The 19,532-nt window shown below is 68.5% G+C and carries 20 protein-coding genes; 6 read left to right on the plus strand and 14 right to left on the minus strand.

What is annotated here, in order from left to right:
• Nucleotides 1–38: 38 nt before the first annotated feature.
• Nucleotides 39–635, plus strand: a complete 597-nt coding sequence (locus AC4ELS_RS20505; protein ID WP_064884485.1) for a DUF3558 domain-containing protein — start codon at nucleotides 39–41, stop codon at nucleotides 633–635.
• A 48-nt stretch (nucleotides 636–683) separates the two neighbouring features.
• On the plus strand, nucleotides 684–2,357 hold the full coding sequence (locus AC4ELS_RS20510; RefSeq protein WP_499048990.1) for a CocE/NonD family hydrolase: 1,674 nt from the start codon (nucleotides 684–686) through the stop codon (nucleotides 2,355–2,357).
• Here AC4ELS_RS20510 and AC4ELS_RS20515 read toward each other — a convergent pair.
• Together AC4ELS_RS20515 and AC4ELS_RS20520 are read right to left on the minus strand one after the other, a co-directional pair.
• A complete protein-coding gene (locus tag AC4ELS_RS20515; protein WP_448448964.1) occupies nucleotides 2,346–2,897 on the minus strand; it encodes a DUF1802 family protein in 552 nt (183 codons plus the stop codon). The genes AC4ELS_RS20510 and AC4ELS_RS20515 overlap by 12 nt on opposite strands.
• A complete protein-coding gene (locus tag AC4ELS_RS20520) occupies nucleotides 2,894–3,160 on the minus strand; it encodes a DUF2277 domain-containing protein (RefSeq protein ID WP_064884276.1) in 267 nt (88 codons plus the stop codon). Before AC4ELS_RS20520 ends, AC4ELS_RS20515 begins: the two co-directional genes overlap by 4 nt.
• 22 nt (nucleotides 3,161–3,182) lie before the next feature.
• On the opposite strand from AC4ELS_RS20520, the gene AC4ELS_RS20525 reads away from it, so the two are divergent.
• Nucleotides 3,183–3,938, plus strand: coding sequence for an enoyl-CoA hydratase (locus AC4ELS_RS20525; protein WP_064884273.1), 756 nt, complete (start codon nucleotides 3,183–3,185; stop codon nucleotides 3,936–3,938).
• Between the two features lie 89 nt (nucleotides 3,939–4,027).
• Here the strand turns inward: AC4ELS_RS20525 and AC4ELS_RS20530 are convergent, their stop codons facing one another.
• Nucleotides 4,028–4,465 (minus strand): MerR family transcriptional regulator, encoded by a 438-nt coding sequence (locus AC4ELS_RS20530; RefSeq protein WP_448448965.1) that lies wholly within the window; start codon nucleotides 4,463–4,465, stop codon nucleotides 4,028–4,030.
• Nucleotides 4,466–4,510: 45 nt separating this feature from the next.
• Here AC4ELS_RS20530 and AC4ELS_RS20535 point away from each other — a divergent pair, with 45 nt between their 5' ends.
• On the plus strand, nucleotides 4,511–5,122 hold the full coding sequence (locus AC4ELS_RS20535; protein WP_448448966.1) for a class I SAM-dependent methyltransferase: 612 nt from the start codon (nucleotides 4,511–4,513) through the stop codon (nucleotides 5,120–5,122).
• A gap of 82 nt (nucleotides 5,123–5,204) precedes the next feature.
• Here AC4ELS_RS20535 and AC4ELS_RS20540 read toward each other — a convergent pair whose 3' ends face one another.
• From AC4ELS_RS20540 to rimP, 7 genes are all read right to left on the minus strand, one after another.
• A complete protein-coding gene (locus tag AC4ELS_RS20540; RefSeq protein WP_448448967.1) occupies nucleotides 5,205–6,539 on the minus strand; it encodes an MATE family efflux transporter in 1,335 nt (444 codons plus the stop codon).
• 32 nt (nucleotides 6,540–6,571) lie between these two features.
• Nucleotides 6,572–7,576: a DHH family phosphoesterase gene (locus tag AC4ELS_RS20545; protein WP_064959974.1), complete on the minus strand. Its 1,005-nt coding sequence runs from the start codon at nucleotides 7,574–7,576 to the stop codon at nucleotides 6,572–6,574.
• Nucleotides 7,569–8,072: a 30S ribosome-binding factor RbfA gene (gene rbfA, locus AC4ELS_RS20550; protein WP_064884259.1), complete on the minus strand. Its 504-nt coding sequence runs from the start codon at nucleotides 8,070–8,072 to the stop codon at nucleotides 7,569–7,571. The genes AC4ELS_RS20545 and rbfA overlap by 8 nt, the downstream gene beginning before the upstream one ends.
• Before the next feature lie 3 nt (nucleotides 8,073–8,075).
• On the minus strand, nucleotides 8,076–10,904 hold the full coding sequence (gene infB / locus AC4ELS_RS20555; protein WP_448448968.1) for a translation initiation factor IF-2: 2,829 nt from the start codon (nucleotides 10,902–10,904) through the stop codon (nucleotides 8,076–8,078).
• 79 nt (nucleotides 10,905–10,983) lie between these two features.
• The gene (locus AC4ELS_RS20560; RefSeq protein ID WP_082941880.1) at nucleotides 10,984–11,361 is read right to left on the minus strand and encodes a YlxR family protein; all 378 of its coding nucleotides are present in this window, start codon (nucleotides 11,359–11,361) and stop codon (nucleotides 10,984–10,986) included.
• A 51-nt stretch (nucleotides 11,362–11,412) separates the two neighbouring features.
• Nucleotides 11,413–12,441: a transcription termination factor NusA gene (gene nusA, locus AC4ELS_RS20565; RefSeq protein ID WP_055113091.1), complete on the minus strand. Its 1,029-nt coding sequence runs from the start codon at nucleotides 12,439–12,441 to the stop codon at nucleotides 11,413–11,415.
• Nucleotides 12,438–12,983 (minus strand): ribosome maturation factor RimP, encoded by a 546-nt coding sequence (gene rimP, locus AC4ELS_RS20570; protein WP_064886979.1) that lies wholly within the window; start codon nucleotides 12,981–12,983, stop codon nucleotides 12,438–12,440. Before rimP ends, nusA begins: the two co-directional genes overlap by 4 nt.
• Before the next feature lie 201 nt (nucleotides 12,984–13,184).
• On the opposite strand from rimP, the gene AC4ELS_RS20575 reads away from it, so the two are divergent.
• Together AC4ELS_RS20575 and AC4ELS_RS20580 are read left to right on the plus strand one after the other, a co-directional pair.
• Nucleotides 13,185–13,715, plus strand: a complete 531-nt coding sequence (locus AC4ELS_RS20575; RefSeq protein ID WP_110777797.1) for a hypothetical protein — start codon at nucleotides 13,185–13,187, stop codon at nucleotides 13,713–13,715.
• On the plus strand, nucleotides 13,712–14,191 hold the full coding sequence (locus AC4ELS_RS20580) for a ferritin-like domain-containing protein (RefSeq protein WP_064886856.1): 480 nt from the start codon (nucleotides 13,712–13,714) through the stop codon (nucleotides 14,189–14,191). Before AC4ELS_RS20575 ends, AC4ELS_RS20580 begins: the two co-directional genes overlap by 4 nt.
• A gap of 69 nt (nucleotides 14,192–14,260) precedes the next feature.
• Here the strand turns inward: AC4ELS_RS20580 and AC4ELS_RS20585 are convergent, their stop codons facing one another.
• Genes AC4ELS_RS20585 through cobA form a run of 4 tightly spaced genes read right to left on the minus strand, consistent with a single transcriptional unit; the run spans nucleotide 14,261 to nucleotide 19,525 of the window.
• Nucleotides 14,261–16,021 carry a proline--tRNA ligase gene (locus AC4ELS_RS20585; protein ID WP_499048995.1) on the minus strand — a complete coding sequence of 587 codons (1,761 nt, stop codon included), beginning with the start codon at nucleotides 16,019–16,021 and terminating at the stop codon, nucleotides 14,261–14,263.
• A gap of 24 nt (nucleotides 16,022–16,045) precedes the next feature.
• Nucleotides 16,046–16,720, minus strand: a complete 675-nt coding sequence (locus AC4ELS_RS20590) for a 4a-hydroxytetrahydrobiopterin dehydratase family protein (RefSeq protein ID WP_499048998.1) — start codon at nucleotides 16,718–16,720, stop codon at nucleotides 16,046–16,048.
• Nucleotides 16,721–16,753: 33 nt separating this feature from the next.
• Entirely contained in the window at nucleotides 16,754–18,274 is a 1,521-nt protein-coding gene (locus AC4ELS_RS20595) for an MFS transporter (protein WP_448448972.1), read from the minus strand.
• 33 nt (nucleotides 18,275–18,307) lie between these two features.
• Nucleotides 18,308–19,525 carry a uroporphyrinogen-III C-methyltransferase gene (cobA, locus tag AC4ELS_RS20600; protein ID WP_064959945.1) on the minus strand — a complete coding sequence of 406 codons (1,218 nt, stop codon included), beginning with the start codon at nucleotides 19,523–19,525 and terminating at the stop codon, nucleotides 18,308–18,310.
• Nucleotides 19,526–19,532 lie beyond the last annotated feature (7 nt).

Consider the following 19,532-nt stretch of genomic DNA (forward strand, 5'->3'; position numbering starts at 1 on the left):
CGGGGAACGGTTTTGCCACCAAACTACGAGGGGGTGTGATGGCCGCCAAGTTGCGCCTACTTTCGGCTTCGACAGGGCTGGTTGCGGCGTTGGTTGCGGCGGTGCTCGTGGCGTGGCAGCCGAACCAGACCCAAGGCGCAGACTCGGGCCCGCTCCGACTCGACGTCACCGACCTCCCGATGACCAACGTGTCCACCACGATCAAGTGGCCGGTCGTCGAGACCACGGACCCCTCACCGTTCGATCCGTGCAATGACATCCCGTTCGACGCGGTCCAGCGGATCGGCCTGGCCTACACCCCGCCCGAGCCTGAGGACAGCCTGCGCTGCCACTACGACGCCGGCAATTACCAGATGGCCGTCGAGGCGTTCGTTTGGCGCACCTACGAGCAGACCATTCCGGCCGATGCGGTCGAGTTGGACGTGAACGGTCACCGCGCGGCGCAGTACTGGATCATGAAGCCGACCGACTGGAACGATCGGTGGTGGGTCACCTGCATGATCGCGTTCAAGACCAGTTACGGCCTCATCCAGCAGTCGCTGTTCTACTCGCCGGTCCACTCCCCGGATCGGCCGGACTGCCTGCAGGTCAACCTGCAGCGGGCCCACGAACTCGCGCCGTACTACAAGTTCTGAGCGCCGCCGAGTCCGAGCACCGCGGCGGCCGATCCGTAACCTGGTTGCGTGAGCAAGTTCCGCCGGTACGCCGGTAAGGCGGTCAGCAAAGTTCTGGGTCTGCCGCCGCACACGACCGACTTCACAGTGCAGCACGGGCTGCGGGTGCCGATGCGCGACGGGGTCGAGCTGATCGCCGATCACTACGCACCCGTCACCGACAGTCCCGCGGGCACTCTCCTGGTGCGCGGGCCCTACGGCCGACGCTTCCCGTTCTCACCCCTTTTCGCCCAGGTGTATGCGGCTCGCGGCTACCACGTGGTGCTGCAGAGTGTGCGCGGCACGTTCGGCTCAGGCGGGCAATTCACACCGATGGTCCACGAAATGGCCGACGGCGCCGACACCGTGGCTTGGCTGCGCGACCAGCCGTGGTTCACCGGCTCGTTCGCCACTGTGGGCCTGTCCTACCTCGGCTTCACCCAGTGGGCGCTGCTGGCCGATCCGCCGCCGGAGATGAAGGCCGCCGTCATCACCGTCGGCCCGCACGACTTCAGCGCATCCTCCTGGGGCACCGGATCGTTCTCCCTCAACGACTTCCTCGGCTGGAGTGCGATGGTCGCCCGCCAGGAGGAGCCCGGCGTGGTGCAGGCCCTGTCGCGGCAGCTGCGCGGGCCCGCCGAGCTCGCCAAGGCGACCGCCGGCCTACCCATGGGTGCAGCCGGCCGTCAGCTGCTGGGCACGGGCGCACCGTGGTACGAATCCTGGCTGGAGCATCCCGAACGCGACGATCCGTTCTGGGACCTGTTGCGGTTCGACGACGCATTGCAGCAGGCCGAGGTACCCATCCTGCTGCTCAGTGGATGGCAGGACCTGTTCCTGGACCAAACCTTGGAGCAGTACGAGCAGCTGCACCGGCGCGGTGTCCCGGTGGCATTGACGGTCGGTCCGTGGACTCACACACAGCTGATGACCAAGGGGCTCACCACCGTGGTCGGCGAATCGCTGGACTGGCTGGGCGCCCACCTGGCCGGCCACGGCGAGACCACCCGCAGCACCGTCCGGATCCATGTCAACGGGCGCGGCTGGGTGGAGCTGGCCGACTGGCCGCCGGCCATGCCGGAGCACGAGTTGTTCCTGCAGCCGACGGGTCGACTGACCGACAGCGCTCCGCCGGACACCGCCCCGCCGTCGGACGACAGCTCTTCGCGCGAGCGCTCATCGACGTTCACCTATGACCCCGCCGACCCCACGCCCACCGTCGGCGGCCGGCTGCTAGCCGCGGCCGGCGGATACCGCGACGACACTCGACTGGCCCGGCGCGACGATGTGCTGACGTTCACCGGCGATCCGCTTCCTGCCGATCTGTATGTGGCCGGAAACCCGGTCGTCGAGCTGGCACACAGCTGCGACAACCCACATCACGACATCTTCGTGCGGATCAGTGAGGTGGACGCAAAAGGCCGGTCCCGCAACGTGTCCGATGGTTTCCTCCGGTTGAATGATCACACCGGACCGGTTCGGCTCGAGCTCGACGCCGTCGCGCACCGCTTCCCCGCGGGGTCACGGATCCGACTGCTGATCGCCGGCGGCTCACATCCACGCTTCGCCCGTAACCTGGGCACCGCCGAGCCGCCGATCTCCGGTTCCCAGCTGGTGCCGGCCACCCATACCGTGCATCACGGTCAGGGCGGGGTGTCGCGGGTGGTGTTGCCTGCCGGCCCGGTGCCGCCCTCAGCCGACTGAGGTTCGCACCCGCTCAGCGACATCACGCAACATCGCGTCGTCGTGCACCGGCGGGCCCCAGTCCGCCTGCAGCGCAAGGTCGACCCAGCTCTTGCATCCGGCGAACTCGGGGGTGCGGGTCAGCTGAATCGGCGTGCGCAACGGGGCCACCTGGACGACCAGGACGGTCAGGCGGTGTTTGGGGCGGAAATCGAGGCGGTCGGCCCGCACCGATTCGGCGGTCCAGATGTGCAGGTCGGCCAGGTCGTCGATCGACTCGGGACGGTTGACCTCCACAGCGGCAACAACTTTCGCTCCAGCTCGAACCGTCACGGTGTCCTGGGTGCTGTCGGCGGACGCCTCAGCGAGCAGGTCATGGTGTTCGAGGCGCACCCGTTCGGCGTGGCTGTGCGCGATCGTCGGGAACAGCACGAATTCCGGTGCGGCGACCGAGAACCGCTTTTCGTGGATGCCACCCTTGCGCAGCAGCACGGTCTGTCGACCGTCGAGCAGCGCGTGCACGGCCGCGCTCCACTCCTTGAGCGCAGGAGTCGGCCTCACTGTGCGGCCAGGCGGGCTCGCACCTCTGGACGACGTAGAGGCGGGACGGTTTTCGGCGGCTGCCGACGCGGGGCGAGTCCGTCGAGCAGCCTGGTGGTCGTGGCGGTGACCTCGGCGACGGCGGCCTCGAAGGCCTCGACGTTGGCCCCGGTCGGTCGGGTGATGCCGCTGACCTTGCGCACATACTGGCGCGCCGCGGCTTCGATCTCTTCGTCAGTGGCGGCGGGCTCCAGCCCACGCAGCTCCGTGATATTGCGGCACATGACCCCACGATAGGTTGATCGCATGAGTGATGACGTCCTGCTGATCGAGACCACCGACCGAGTCCGCACCCTGACGCTGAACCGGCCCCAGTCCCGCAACGCCCTGTCGTCGCGACTGCGCACCGAGTTCTACCAGGCGTTGCGCGACGCGCAGGCCGACGAGGGTGTCGACGTGGTGATCCTCACCGGTGCCGATCCGGTGTTCTGCGCAGGCCTGGACCTCAAGGAACTCGGCGACACCACCGAGCTGCCCGACATCTCCCCCAAGTGGCCGGCGATGACCAAGCCGGTGATCGGCGCGATCAACGGCGCCGCGGTCACCGGTGGGCTGGAGCTGGCGCTGTACTGCGACATCCTGATCGCCTCCGAGCAGGCCCGATTCGCCGACACCCACGCGCGGGTCGGGCTGTTGCCGACCTGGGGCCTGAGCGTGCGCCTGCCGCAGAAAGTCGGGGTGGGCATGGCCCGGCGGATGAGCCTGACCGGTGACTATCTCTCGGCCACCGACGCATTGCGGGCCGGGCTGGTCACCGAGGTGGTCCCCCACGACGAGCTGCTGCCAACGGCTCGCAAGGTGGCCGCCTCGATCGTCGCCAACAATCAAGCCGCGGTCCGGGCGCTACTGGCCTCTTACCACCGCATCGACGAATCCCAGACCAATCAAGGGCTGTGGATCGAAGCGGCCTCCGCCCGCGCCTGGATGGCAACGGCGTCCGGCGACGACATCGCGGCCAGCCGCAGCTCCGTGATCGAGCGGGGACGCGCGCAGGTGCGCTGACGCGCTTTGTCACGCTGGAGTGGCGGTCGAGCTCGAGTGCCACTCCAGCGTGACAAAGCGGGCGTTCTCCAGGGATTCTCGGGTGAGGGTCAGTCCACGAGCCACCCGGCCTGGTCGCTGGCGAGTTCCTCGACGCTCATCCCATCGACGAGCCGGTCCAGCGCGCCGATCATGGTGTCGCATTCGCGCGCCGGGTGGTCTTTCGGGCAACGCAACGCATGAATCAGAAACTGTTGCGCCCCTTGCGCTTGCGCTATCACCCGATCCAGCGCGGCGATCTGCTCGCGCACCGTCTCGCGCCACTGTTCACTCGGCGCGTCGAGCACCGCGGCCGCGGTGTCGAGGGGAAGACCCAACCGGTTCACAATCTTGAGCAACGCGAGCCGGCGCAGCTCCTCGGGCCCGTACATCCGCTTGCCGGCCTGCCGCTGTCGAGGGGACACCAAGCCGCGTTCGTCGTAGTACCGCAACGCCGACGGGCTCATCTGCAACCTCGCCGCGGCCTCTCCGATCGGGATCAGGTCCATGCCGCCATTTGACTTCAACCCACCTTGAACCGGCAAGGTCTACCTATGAACGCCGCGCGTGCGATCAATCACCATGCCGACCACCCCGGGTTCGCGGGGGTCACCGGGGTGTTGTGCGGGCTGGCCTTCCTCCTGGTGGGCCGGGCGAAGGCCCGGTTGGTCGCTGATGTCGCGCAACTCTCGTCGGCAGACCATGTCGTGGATGTGGGCTGCGGACCGGGCACCGCCGCCCGAGTGGCCGCCCGCCGCGGGGCGCAAGTGACCGGCGTCGACCCCTCGTCCACCATGGTGCGCATCGCGCGGCTGGTCACGCCGAAACGCGCGCCCATCACCTGGCGCGAGGGCACCGCAGAAGCACTGCCCGTGCCGGGCAGTTCTGCCACGGTGGTGTGGGCACTGGCCACCGTGCACCACTGGCAGGACGTCGACAAGGCAGTTGCCGAGGCCCACCGCGTGCTGGTTCCGGGTGGAAGGTTGATCGCGATCGAGCGTCAATCACCCGATGACGCCACCGGATTGGCCAGCCACGGCTGGACACGACAGCAGGCCGAGGCGTTTGCGACGCTGTGCCGTGGCATCGGATTCGATGAGGTGTCAGTGGCCGAGCACGGCGCGGGAAAGGGAGCAGTCTGGGTGGTCAGCGGTAAGCGGCAGTAGCCCCATGCACGAGCGTGCGCAAAATGCCTGTGCTGAGCGGCGTGTCGGGGTGCAGACACGCTCACTCGCGGTGCAACTGCAACTAAGCGGTCCCGGGCACCATCCAGCGCCCTGAGAACGCCCGCCAGCCGACGAAGATCAGCCTCAGCACCATGAACGTGCTCAGCCCCGACCAGATACCGAACAGGCCCCAGCCGTAGATGAGCGACAACCAGATCAGCGGCAGGAACCCGACCAGCGCGCTGGCCAGGGTCGCGTTGCGCATGAATTTGGCGTCGCCGGCGCCCAGAAGCACACCGTCGAGGGCGAAGACGATTCCCGCCACCGGCAATTGGGCCACCAGGAACCACCACGGCACCCTGATCGCCGCCAGCACCGATTGATCATCGGTGAACACGGGCGGCAGCACCGAGGAGCCGACGGCGAACACCAGGGCCAGCACCACACCGGCCATCGTGGAGAACAGCGTCACCCGCCAGGCCACGCTCTTGGCATGCGCAAGTTGACCCGCGCCCAACGCCGCGCCGACGAGCGACTGCGCGGCGATGGCGAGCGAATCCAGCACCAGTGCAAGGAAACTCCAGACCTGCAGGACAACCTGATGGGCCGCCACGGCCGCGGCACCGAACCGGGCAGCGACGGCTCCGGCCGACAGAAAGCAGGCCTGGAACGCCATCGACCGCAACAGCAGATCCCGGCCCATGGTCAACTGGGCCCGCAGTACCGCGGGCTGAATCCGTAGCGCCACCTTCTCACTCAACAGGGCCCGCAGGAACAACAGCGCCGCCACCCACTGCCCCACCAGGTTGGCCACCGCAGATCCGGCCAGCTCCAGCCGGGGCAGGCCCAGCCAGCCGTAGACCAGCGGCGGGCAGAGCACCGCCGACACAGCGAACCCGAACACCACGTAGCGCAGCGGCCGGACCGTGTCCTGTACCCCGCGCATCCAGCCATTGCCTGCCAGCGACACCAGGATCGCCGGGGCGGCCAGGATGGCGATCCGCAGCCACGGCAGTGCGGCGTCGGCGATGTCGGAGCGTCCCGCGATCGCCGACAGCAGCGGCACCGCCGCCGCCTGTACCACCGCGATGATCAGGAGGCCCAGTCCGAGGGCCAACCAGGTGGCCTGCACACCTTCGCCGACGGCGGACTGCCGGTCACCCGCCCCGAACATGCGGGCCGAGCGTGCCGTGGTGCCGTAGGACAGGAACGTGCCCTGCGAGTTGACCAGGCCGAGGATCAGGCCGCCGATCGCCAGGCCGGCCAGGCTGAGCGCGCCCAGCCGCCCGACGATGGCGATGTCGAAGAGCAGGTAGATCGGCTCGGCGGCCAGCACACCGAGTGCCGGAAACGCCAGGCCGGCGATCCGGCGGGTGGTGGCCGGCGTGACGGGAATATCGCCTTCGGGTTCAACCATGCGCCCGCCCGGGAGAGGCGTGCCGCACGCAGTCAGGCAAGAGCTTGCGCAAGCGCCTGCACGACGTCATCGGCGGGCCCGGCGGCCGAGTACCCGGCCGCGTGCGGGTGACCGCCGCCACCGAATGAGCTGGCGACCGTGGCCAGGTTCAGCGACTTCGCCCGCATCGACACCGACCAGTGTTGCGGCTCAATCTCTTTGAACACCGCGGCAACCTCTGCCTGTTGGGTGGTGCGCACGATGTCGACGATGCTTTCCACTTCCTCGGGCCGGGCGCTGGACCATTCGTCATGCGGCACAACGGCGTACACGAGTCCGCGGCCACCGACAGCAGCCGGGAGCAGCCGCGCCGAAGCCAGCACCCGCGACAGCATCGGCAACCATGCAAACGGATGCGTGTCGAGGAGAGCGCGACTGATCGAAGCGTTGTCCACTCCGAGTTCGACCAACCGGGCCGCCAACCGGTGCGCCCGCGCGGTCGCCCAGCGGAACGAGCCGGTGTCGGTGGTCAGCCCGGCGTACAGACAGTGCGCCACCCGCTTGTCGATGGGCTTGTCCCAGGCGTCGAGAAGTTCGGCCACCAGCATCGTGGTGGAATCCGCCGTCGGGTCGACGTAGTTGGCGGTGCCGAACAACTGATTGGACGCATGGTGATCGATCACCAGGACCTCACGGCCGGGGCCGGCCAGTCCCGCCAGTGCACCAAGCCGATTGACGCTCGGGATGTCCACTGTGACAACCAGATCAGCGTCATCCCGGATGGCGCTCGGCGAGACCATCAGATGCCCGCCCGGCAGGGTCTGCAGGGATTCGGGCAGCTGGTCGGGAGCCGCGAAGGCCACCTCGACCTGTTTGCCGGCGTCGTCGAGCACCTGTGCGAGGGCCAGCCCGGCGCCGATGGTGTCGGCATCGGGATAGACATGGCACACCACACTGATGCTCGCCGCGCCGGAGAGAAGGTCGGCTGCCGCACGCGCGTCGACACGCTGACCGGAAGGGCACCCGTTGGGTGCCCCCGAATGAGCAGTTTCAGTCATCCGTTCGATCGCGGTCACCGGCATCCTCTGTGTCTGCCCCGTCGGCAAGCCCATCAGTGTCCTCCGCCCCGTTCACACGGTACGGGTCTTCGTCGCCGGCATGCTTGGCGCCCTGCCTGACTCTCGCCACTTCCTCATCGGCAGCCCGCGCCCGGGCCAGCAGCTCCTCCATCCGGTGCGCCGCGTCGGGCACGGTGTCGCGGACGAACGCCAGGGTCGGGGTGAATCGCACCCCGGTCCCGGCGCCCACCTTTGTCCGCAATACGCCCTTGGCACTTTCCAGCGCCGCGGCCACGCCGGCATAGTCCGGTTCCTCATCGAGACTGGTCCCGATGACCGTGTAGTACAGCGTGGCGTCGTGCAGATCACCGGTCATCTTGGCATCGGTGATCGTCACGCCGTTGAGCCGCGGATCCTTGATCTCGTACTCGATCGCCGAGGCGACGATGGTGGAGATCCGCTTGGCCAGCCGCTTGGCCCGTGCCGGATCAGCCATACCCTACGTCCGAACCTTCTCGACGAGTTCGTACGTCTCGACGACGTCGCCTTCCTTGATGTCGTTGTAGGTCAGCGTCAGACCGCACTCGTAACCCTCGCGGACCTCGGTGGCATCGTCCTTCTCGCGCTTGAGCGAGGACACCGTGAGGTTCTGCGCGACCACCGTGTTGTCACGCAGCAGCCGTGCCTTGGCGTTGCGACGCATGATGCCCGAGGTGACCAGGCAGCCGGCGATGTTGCCGACCTTCGACGACCGGAAGATCGCCCGGATCTCGGCGCGGCCGAGTTCCTTCTCCTCGTAGACCGGCTTGAGCATGCCCTTGAGGGCCTTCTCGATCTCGTCGATGGCCTGGTAGATCACCGAGTAGTACCGGATCTCCACACCCTCGCGGTTGGCCAGCTCGGTCGCCTTGCCTTCGGCACGGACGTTGAACCCGATGATGATCGCGTCCGAGGCAGAAGCCAGGTTGACGTTGGTCTCGGTGACACCACCGACACCGCGGTCGATGACCCGCAGCTCCACTTCGTCGTCGATCTCGATGCCCATCAGCGCTTCCTCGAGGGCTTCGACCGTACCGGCGTTGTCGCCCTTGAGGATCAGGTTCAGCTGGCTGGTTTCCTTCAGTGCCGAATCCAGGTCTTCCAGGCTGATCCGCTTGCGGCTGCGTGCGGCCAGCGCGTTGCGCTTGCGCGCGCTGCGCCGGTCGGCGATCTGGCGGGCGATGCGGTCCTCGTCGACAACCAGGAAGTTGTCACCGGCACCGGGCACCGACGTGAAGCCGATGACCTGGACCGGACGCGAGGGCAGCGCCTCTTCGACGTCGTCGCCGTGCTCGTCGACCATCCGGCGGACGCGGCCATAGGCATCGCCGGCCACCACCGAGTCGCCGACACGCAGGGTGCCGCGCTGGATGAGCACCGTGGCCACCGGACCGCGACCGCGGTCCAGGTGCGCCTCGATCGCCACACCCTGGGCCTCCATGTCGGGGTTGGCCCGCAGGTCCAGGGCCGCGTCGGCGGTCAGTACGACCGCTTCCAGCAGCGCCTGGATGTTGGTGCCCTGCTTGGCCGAGATGTCGACGAACATGGTGTCGCCGCCGTAGTCCTCGGCCACCAGGTTGTACTCGGTGAGCTGCGCCCGGATCTTGGCCGGGTCGGCGCCTTCCTTGTCGATCTTGTTGACCGCCACCACGATCGGGACATCAGCGGCCTGCGCGTGGTTGATGGCCTCCACCGTCTGCGGCATGACGCCGTCGTCGGCCGCGACCACGAGGATCGCGATGTCGGTCGCCTTGGCACCACGGGCACGCATGGCGGTGAACGCCTCGTGACCGGGGGTGTCGATGAAGGTGATCGGCCGGACGTTGCCGTCCAGATCGACCTCGACCTGGTAGGCGCCGATGTGCTGGGTGATGCCGCCGGCCTCGCCCTCGCGGACGGTGGCGTTGCGGATGGTGTCCAGCAGTCGGGTCTTGCCGTGGTCGACGTGACCCATGACGGTGACCACAGGCGGGCGGAACTCGAGGTCGTCCTCGTCGCCCTCGTCCTCGCCGTAGGTGAGGTCGAAGGACTGCAGCAGTTCGCGGTCCTCGTCCTCGGGCGAGACGACCTGCACCTTGAAGTTCATCTCGCTGCCGAGCAGCTCCAGGGTGTCGTCACCGACCGACTGGGTCGCGGTGACCATCTCACCGAGGTTGAACAGCGCCTGGACCAGCGCGGCCGGGTTGGCGTCGATCTTCTCGGCGAAGTCGCTCAGCGATGCGCCGCGGGCGAGCCGGATGGTCTCGCCGTTGCCCTTGGGCAACCGCACACCACCGACGACCGGCGCCTGCATGTTCTCGTATTCGGCGCGTTTCGCCCGCTTCGACTTACGGCCGCGCTTCGGGGCACCGCCGGGACGACCGAACGCACCGGCTGCGCCACCGCGCTGACCGGGACGACCGCCGCCACCACCACCGGGGCGGCCGCGGAAACCGCCGCCACCACCTGCGGGTGCGCCACCGCCACCACCGGCACCGCCGCCGCGGTAGTTACCGCCGCCACCGCCACCGGGACGAGCACCCTGACCGGCACCGCCGGGACGGGGGCCGCCACCGGGACGCGGGCCGGGACGTGGGCCACCACGTCCGGGAGCACCGGCACCGGCCGGACGCGGCGGCATGTTGCCGGGCGACGGACGCGGGCCACCACCGGGACGCGGGGCACCGGGACGCGGCTGCGGCCGCGGGATGGGCCGCTCGACCGGCTGCTGCGAAGAGAAGGGGTTGTTGCCGACCCGCGGGGCCCGCGGGGCCGGCTTCGGGGCACCCGACGCCGGACCCGGACGCGGGCCGGGGGTGGCACCGGGAGTGGGCCGCGGACCGGGCGTGGCGCCCGGAGTGGGCGCTGCCGGGGCGCTGGGCGCAGCAGCGGCCGGCGCACTGGGCGCGGCCGGAGGCTGCGGGGCAGCCGGCTTGGGTGCGGCAGGACGGGCCGGAGCGACCGGGGCCGCCTCGGCTGCCGGAGCCTGGGGTTCGACCGCCGGGGCCACGGGGGCCGCGGGCTTGGCCGGTGACGGCTTGGCCGCCGTCGCGGGGCTGGGAGCCGGAGCGCCGGGCTTGGGTGCCGCGGACGCTGCAGCGTTGCCCTGCGGGCGGGGCTTGTCTTCGGGCTTCTTGCCGCCGGCCTTGGTGCCGAACGACTCGCGCAAACGACGCGCGACCGGCGGCTCCACAGTGGAGGACGCCGACTTGACGAACTCGCCCTGCTCCTTGAGCTTGGCTAAGAGTTCCTTGCTGGTGACACCGAGTTCCTTCGCCAACTCGTGTACACGGGCCTTACCTGCTGCCACTACATCTCCTCGTCTGGAGGCAACAGCGGTGGTAGGCGCCGCGCCTCGGGTTTAGCTATGACGCATGGTCATCGGGACTTCACGGTGTGCTCATGTTCTTCGCTACCTGTTCTGTTGCCGGGGTGGCGGGCCCGTCGAGGTCGAACTTCTCGACGTACTCGATCACCGCGGATGTATCCGGTGAACCGGTGAGTCGCAACGCTCGGACGAAGGCTCGTCGCTTCACTGCCATCTGTGCGCACTGCTGGTCGGGGTGCAGCCACGCACCACGCCCAGGCAGACTCGCCGCGGGGTCAACGGTTACGGAACTCGTCCCGTTCCCGTCGGTCACCGCAACCACTCGGAGCAACTCGGCGGCCAACTCTCGCTTCCGACACCCTATGCAGGTCCGCACTGGTCCGACAGAGGTGTCGGAGGTGCTTCGTTGCGTCAGAGCCGGAGTCTCGCGCTGGATCACGGCTGAGTCTACCGCCCCGGGGCCCGTGCTCCGAAACGCCGGTCACTACTGTCAGTCGTGTACCGCCCCGGGACGCACATCCTGCTCCGGTTGCGGCGCCGCATCGCTGCGGATATCGATCCGCCAGCCGGTCAGCCGGGCCGCCAACCTGGCATTTTGTCCTTCTTTGCCGATCGCCAGTGAAAGCTGGAAGTCCGGCACGATCACCCGTGCCGCCCGCGCGGCCTCATCGATCACCGACACGGACACGACTTTTGCCGGTGACAGGGCGTTGGCGACGAATCGGGCGGCGTCCTCGTCGTAGTCGATGATGTCGATCTTCTCGCCGGACAGTTCGCTCATCACATTGCGCACCCGCTGCCCCATCGGGCCGATACAGGCACCCTTGGCGTTCAGTCCGGGGACCCGCGAGGCCACGGCGATCTTGGACCGGTGCCCGGCCTCCCGGGCGACCGCCACGATCTCCACCGATCCGTCGGCGATCTCGGGTACCTCCAAGGAGAACAGCTTGCGGACCAGGTTCGGGTGGGTCCGGGACAGCGTGATCAACGGCTCGCGGGCGCCTCGGGTGACGCCGACGACGTAGCAGCGCAACCGGTCGCCGTGCTCGTAGCGCTCCCCCGGCACCTGCTCGGCGCTGGGGATCACGCCTTCCGAGCCCTTGGTCTCGCTGCCGATCCGGACCACGACCAGCCCGCGGGCGTTGGCGCGCGCGTCGCGCTGGATGACTCCGGCCACGATGTCGCCCTCGTGGGCTGCGAACTCCCCGTAGGTCTTCTCGTTCTCCGCGTCGCGCAGCCGCTGCAGGATCACCTGGCGGGCCGTCGTCGCGGCGATCCGCCCGAATCCTTCGGGTGTGTCATCCCATTCGTGCAGGACGTTGCCGTCGGCGTCGGTCTGACGGGCGATCACCTTGACCACGCCGGTCTTCCGGTCGATGTCGATGTGCGCGTCGGGCTCATGACCCTCGGTATGGCGATACGCGGTGAGCAACGCCGATTTGATGGTCTCCACGACCACGTCGACAGTGATGCCCTTGTCGGCTTCGATGGCATGCAGCGCCGCCATGTCGATGTTCATTCGCCGGCCCCCTTCCCAGTTTCTCCCGACAGTTCCAATTCGCGTCGGTTCGGAGGTGAAAACTCCACTTGGACAACAGCTTTGGCGATATCAGTCAGAGCGATCTCACGGATGGCCAGTTCGCGACCTTCCGGCACCACGACTTTCAGGACCGTGCCGTCGGTTTCCCCGAGCCTGCCGGTGAACACCGAACCGTCGGCCAGCGTGAGCTCGGCCTTGCGCCCGCGGGCGCGGCGGAAGTGCTTGGCCTTGGTGAGGGGCCGATCCACACCCGGCGAGGTGACGTCGAGCACATACGGCGTGTCGCCCGGTGCAACCTGGTCGAGCAACTCAGAAGCCGTCCGCGACAGCGCCGCCAGCGAATCGAGATCGAGACCTTCGTCGCCGTCGGCGATCACGGTGATGCGGGGCGGCCGGGTCGACGCGTCGACCACGACATCGTCGATTTCATAGCCTGCGCGTGCGAACTCGCCATCGAGCAGCTCGATCACCTGCGTCTGCGACGGCAAATCCGCAGACCGCAACTTTGGATCCGGTGCCACGGCGAGCTCCTCATCTTGAATTGTCTCCGACACAAAGTCTCAGGGCCAGCCACCTGGATCGGCCCCGGAATTGCCTATCCACGATACGCCAGGCCCCCGGCAGCAACCGCCAATCGCAGTTCGGTGCGTGGCGAATGTCGTCGCGCCCGGGCCGGCCGGCCAGTCAGCGCCGCGTCAGGCGGGTGTCTGAGCAATGGCAGGATGTTCACCGTGCCGAGCGCCCATGCAGACATCAGCCGGCGACGCGTACTGCTCTCGGCCGCGGCCCTTGCCCTGCTGGGCGCCACCGCCGCATGCAGTACGACGCCCCCTCAACCCGAAGTGGACGACCTGACCGCGCAGTTGGACCGGGCGCGCGCCGACAGTGCGCTGGCCGCCGACGCGGCCGCCGCCCAGCCTGCCCAGGCACCGGTGACCCGGGCGCTAAATGCGGTGGCGACCGATCGCAGCGCGCACGCCAAAGCCCTGGCCGACGAGTTGACCCGGATGACGGGTTCCACCCCGGCGAACACCACCACTGCCACCACCAAGAGCACAGCCAAGGCTGCTCCGGGTACCGGGGCAGACCCGTCGGCGCCCAGCGTCGATGACGTCGTCGATGCGCTCAGAGAGTCCGCCGACCGGGCCGCCGGCCTGGCCCGCAGATTGTCCGGCTATCGCGCCGGACTGCTCGGATCCATCGCGGCCTCGTGCACGGCCGGCCACACCGTCGCGCTGGGAGGTGCACAGTGACCTCACCGGGACCACGATCGACCACCTCGCCCACCCGGCCGACGACCGCCGCCGATGCCGCACTGTTCGACGCCGTGGCCGTCGAGCATGGGGTCATCTACGGTTACGGGCTGGTCTCTGCTCATTCGACGGCCGAGGACAACGCGCTGGTCGCCACGGCGATGGCCGAACATCGGGCGCGTCGCGAGGAGGCCATGGCCAGGCTCGAAGCCCGTTCGGTCACCCCGCCGCTGCCCGCGGCCGGATATCAGTTGCCTGCGCCGGTCACCGATCCGGCCGACGCGGCCAACCTCGCGATCCGGATGGAGGAGGACTCCTCGGTGGCCTGGCGTGCGGTGCTCGAGCAGGCCGTCAGTGACGACGACCGCACGTTCGCGGTGGCCGCGCTGACCCAGACTGCCGTCACGGCGGCCAGGTGGCGAGCCATCGTCAACGCCTGGCCGGTGACGGTCGCTTTCCCCGGCGGCGGCGAATAACCCGCGAGCAGACGCTCAGGTACCCGGTAACGCGTTCTCCGGGGTACCGCCACGTCTGCTCGCGCTGGATCAGCCGGCGGTGAGGGCCGCCGAGATCTCGGCCGCCGCATCGTCGACGGCGATCTCGCGGTTCTCACCGGTGAACCGGTTGCGCAGCTCCACCACACCGTCGGAGAAGCCGCGTCCGACAACGACGATCCACGGCATACCCAGCAACTCGGCGTCCTTGAATTTCACGCCGGGTGAGGCCTTGCGGTCGTCGAACAGCACCTCGTGGCCCAGCCGGTCCAGCGCGGCGACCAGTTCGGTCGCCCCGGTCCGTGCGGCGTCGTCCTTGTTGGCCACGACCACGTGCACATCAAAAGGTGCGACGGCGCTGGGCCAGCGCAGGCCGAGTTCGTCGTGCTGCTGCTCGGCGATCACCGCGACCATGCGGGAAACCCCGATGCCGTAGGAGCCCATCGTGAGCCGTACCGGCTTGCCGTCCTCGCCGAGCACGTCGGCGGTGAAGGCCTCCGCGTACTTGCGGCCCAGCTGGAAAATGTGACCGATCTCGATGCCCCGCGCCGAGGCGAGCACGCCGGCGCCGTCCGGCGACGGGTCGCCTTCGCGGACCTCGGCGGCCTCGATGGTGCCGTCGGGAGTGAAGTCACGGCCTGCGACCAGGCCGACGACGTGCCTGTTAGGCGCGTCGGCACCGGTGATCCACGCTGTGCCGTCCACCACGCGCGGATCGACGAGGTAGCGAACCCCGTTGTCCAGCAAGGCCTTCGGTCCGACGTAGCCCTTGACCAGGAACGGGTTCTTGGCGAAATCCGCGTCGTCGAGCAGGGCGAACTCGGCGGGTTCCAGCGCAGCGCCGAGGCGTTTCTCGTCGACCTCGCGGTCCCCCGGCACACCGACCGCCAGCAGCTCCCACTCGCCGCCGGGCTCGCGGGTCTTGAGCAGGACGTTCTTCAGGGTATCGGCGGCGGTGACCTCGCGATCAGAGAACTGTTCCAGGCCAGCCGAATTGGCCCAGTCCACCAGTGTCGCGATGGTGGGGGTGTCCGGGGTGTCGTGAACCTGCGCGGCGGCCTGCCCGTCGATCGGCAGCGGCGCCGGTGCCCGGGTGATCACCGCCTCCACATTGGCGGCGTAGCCGGAATCCAGGCAACGCACGAAGGTGTCCTCACCGACCTCACTCTCGGCCAGGAACTCCTCGGAGGCACTGCCGCCCATCGCGCCCGAGACCGCCGACACGATCACGTAGCGCACACCCAGGCGGCCGAAGATCTTCTGGTACGCCTCACGGTGCGCGTGGTACGCGTTCTTCAGGCCGTCGTCGTCGACGTCGAACGAGTACGAGTCCTTCATCACGAACTCACGGCCGCGCAGAATGCCGGCCCTCGGACGCGCCTCGTCGCGGTACTTGGTTTGGACCTGGTACAGGATCACCGGGAAGTCCTTGTAGGAGGAGTACTCCCCCTTGACTGTCAGCGTGAAGATCTCCTCGTGCGTCGGCCCGAGCAGGTAGTCGTTGCCCCGCCGGTCCTGCAGCCGGAACAGGGTGTCGCCGTACTCGGTCCACCGGTTGGTGGTCTCGTAGGCGCCGCGGGGCAGCAGTGCAGGCAGCAGGATCTCCTGGCCACCGATCGCGTTCATCTCTTCCCGCACGATGTTCTCGATCCGGCGCAGCACCCGCAGGCCCAGCGGCAGCCAGCTGTAGATGCCGGGGCCGACCGGCCGGACATAGCCGGCGCGGATGAGCAGCTTGTGGCTGGGCACCTCGGCATCAGCGGGGTCGTCGCGCAGGGTTCTCAGGAACAGCTCGGACATGCGGGTGATCACAGGCGACAACCTTAAGGCGTGTCTTCAGTCACGGCCCTGCCAGGTACAGATGCAGGCTTCGTTGCCCTCGGTGTCGGCCAGCACCCAAAAGCGCGGGGCGACCCGGTCACTGAGCAATATGCCGCCTGCGGCCAGCGCCGCGTCGACGCGGGCCTGCGCCGCGTCGTGGGGAACGTCGATGTCGAGGTGGATCCGGTTACGTTGGGCCCGAGGCGCATCCATCTGCTGAAACCAGATGGCCGGGCCACGGCCGAAGGGATCCACGAGTCCGGCGTTGAGATCTGATACGCCCGGTTCAGCTGGGGTTTCGTCTATATAACCCGTGACGGCCTTCCAGAACGGGCGGACCGCACCGATGTCGAGGGCGTCGATCGCGATCTCGATCGCCTGGACGGCCACACGACCGGTGGTCGTTTCGAAGCCGTGCCCGGCCAGCGCCTGGGACACCTCACGGGCGAGTTCCAGATCCCGCTCGGTCACCGCGTGGGCGTCGCGCGTGCGCAGCCTCAGCACCGCCCGGTCACCGCGGATGTCGACGGAGAGGTGTTGTGACGCATCCGCGCCGGCCGCGTGCACGACGTGGCCGGCCGCTGAGGCGGCGTCGCCCATCGACGGGGCCAGGACCTCGGTGTAGACGGCTCCCAGCACCAGGCGCCAGCCCAGCGGGCCGACGGCGTCCGAGATCTCCCGGCGGTTCATCGGCGTCAGCCTAACTCCGCGACCGGGACGAGGTCAGTCGACTTCGAGCTCTCCGGCGTCGATGGCTTCCTTGACGTCCTGGGCGTGGGCCACCTGCTTGGAGGTGTAGCCGATGAACAATGCCGCGACACCGACCAGGACCGCGACCGCGGCCACCCACAGCAATCCGTACGTGTAGCCCGCGTCGAGCGCCGCCAGTTGCGGTTCGTTCATGTCCTTGACCGGACCGGTGATGCCGCCCAGGTAAAGGGTGCGCGAGGTGATGACCGCCTGGATGATGGCCAGCACGAGCGGGCCGCCCAGGTTCTGCAGCATCAGCGCGATGGCCGACGCCGGACCGATACGGTCAATGTCGACACCGGCGATCGCCGAGAGCGTCAGCGGCACCACGATCATGCCGATACCGATACCGCCGATGGTGATCGGCAGCACCAGGTTCGGGAAGTACGGAATGCCGGCGTGCAGCGTCGAGCCGTAGAGCATGGCCCCGAGCACCAGGATCCCGCCCGCGATCACCACGATGCGCGGCTGGAAGAACCGCACGATCTGGGACGAGGCCCCGAGGCCGATGCCCATGCCGATCACGAACGGAATGAAGCCGACGCCGGCGTGCAGGGCGCTGTAGCCCAGGATGTCCTGCACGTAGAGACCGATCAGCACGGTCAGGGTGAACAGCACACCGCCGGCCAGGAAGATCGCCGCGAACGTGGCGACCCGGTTGCGTTCGTGGAACAGGTCGAACGGCACCACCGGGTTCTCGGCGCTGCGCTCGGCAATGAGGAAGGCAATGCCGAAGACGGCTGCCGCGGCACCGGAGCCGAGCGTGATCGGGGACAACCAGCCGCTCTCCGGGCCCTGGGTGAAGGCGAACACCGCGGCCGTACAGGCCAGCGTGGCCAGCAGCGCGCCGGCGGCATCCAACTTCATCCGCTCGCGATGCGTTTCCTGCAGCGAGGTACGGGCCAGGTACAGCATCACCAGACCGATGGGCACGTTGACCAGGAAGGCCCACCGCCAGGACACCTCGGTGAGAGCTCCGCCGACCACCAGGCCCATCACCGAACCGACTGCGGTCATGGCTCCGAACACCGCGGTGGCAGCGTTGCGGGCCGGGCCTTTGGGGAACGTCGTCGCGACGAGCGCGAGCCCTGTTGGTGCCGCGATGGCGGCGCCGACGCCCTGAAGCAGCCGGGCGACGACCAGGGTGGCCTCATTCCAGGCGATGCCGCACAGGATCGAGGCGATGATGAACAACCCGACGCCCACGATGAAGGTGCGCTTGCGGCCGATCGTGTCGCCGAGCCGTCCGCCCAGGAGCATCAGGCCGCCGAAGGTCAGGACGTAGGCGGTGATGACCCAGCTGCGCCCGGCGTCGGACAGGCCGAGTTCGTCCTGGATCCGCGGCAACGCGACGATCGCGACCGTGCTGTCCATCGTGGCGAGCAGCTGCATGCCACCGATTGCGATCACCGCGGAAAGGAAGCCCCAGGACGGGAACCAGGACGGGAGGCGGGCGGCGAGGCCCTGGCGCTCGGCGTCGTTGAGTGCCGTCATAACGCGTCACCTTACCGGAATCTTAAGAATCCTTTAACCGGCGAAGGCCGCCACAGGTCCGATCACGATGATCGCCGGAGGTCGAATGCCGTCCGCACGAATCCGCTCGGGCGCGTCGCCGAGTGTCGCCAGCAGGGTGCGCTGCGCGAGGGTGGTGCCGTGTTGCACCACGAGGACCGGCGTATCCGCAGGTCGGCCCCCGTCCAGGAGCGCCTTGGTGAACAGCTCGATGCGTTCGACGGCCATCAGCAGCACGATGGTGCCGGTCATCGCCGCCAGCGCATTCCAATTGACTAACGATTCGGGGTGGCCAGGCGCAACATGGCCGCTGACCACCACGAACTCGTGGGTCATGCCGCGGTGGGTGACCGGAACCCCGGCCAGTGCGGGTACCGATATGGCACTCGTCACACCGGGAACGACGGTCACCGGGATGCCGGCCTCGGTGCACGCCAGGACCTCTTCATATCCGCGGGCGAAGACGAACGGGTCACCGCCTTTGAGCCGGACGACGAATTTTCCGTCGCGGGCCCGGTCCACGAGTACCTGGTTGATCGCCTCCTGCGCCATCGCCCGGCCGTACGGGATTTTGGCCGCGTCGATCACCTCGACGTGAGGTCCGAGTTCGGCGAGCAACTCCTGGGGCGCCAGCCGGTCTGCGACCACCACATCTGCGCGGGCCAGCAGGCGGCGTCCGCGCACGGTGATCAACTCGGGATCGCCGGGGCCGCCGCCGACGAGAGCCACCCCACGGGGCGCCTCCCCCGGCTCGTCACCGGCGTCTGCGGTGAGCAGGCCGCGCTGTAGCGCTTCGTGGATGGCGGTGCGGATGGCCGCCGAACGGCGGTGCTCCCCGCCGGCGAGGACGCCCACCGACAGGCCGTCGGAGTCGAACGTTGCGGGGGTCACGGCGGATCCCTCGCGCGCCACGTCGGCGCGGACGCAGAAGATGCGCCGCTCGTCGGCTTCGGCGGCGATGGCGGCGTTGACCTCGGAGTCGTCCGTGGCCGCAAGCACATACCAGGCGCCGTCGAGATCCCCGGCGCGGAAGTCGCGCAGTTGCAGGGTGATCCCCGGGTCGTCGTGCGACAGCGCCTCCACCGCGGGGCTGGCCGCCCGTGCAATCACATGTACGTCGGCGCCATGGGCGATCAGCAGGGGCAGCCGACGTTGCGCGACGGTTCCGCCGCCGACAACGACGACCTTCTTGCCCGACAGGCGCAGGCCGACGAGGTAGGCATTCTCGGTCACCCGCCGA

The organism is Mycobacterium shunyiense (genome assembly GCF_058270035.1).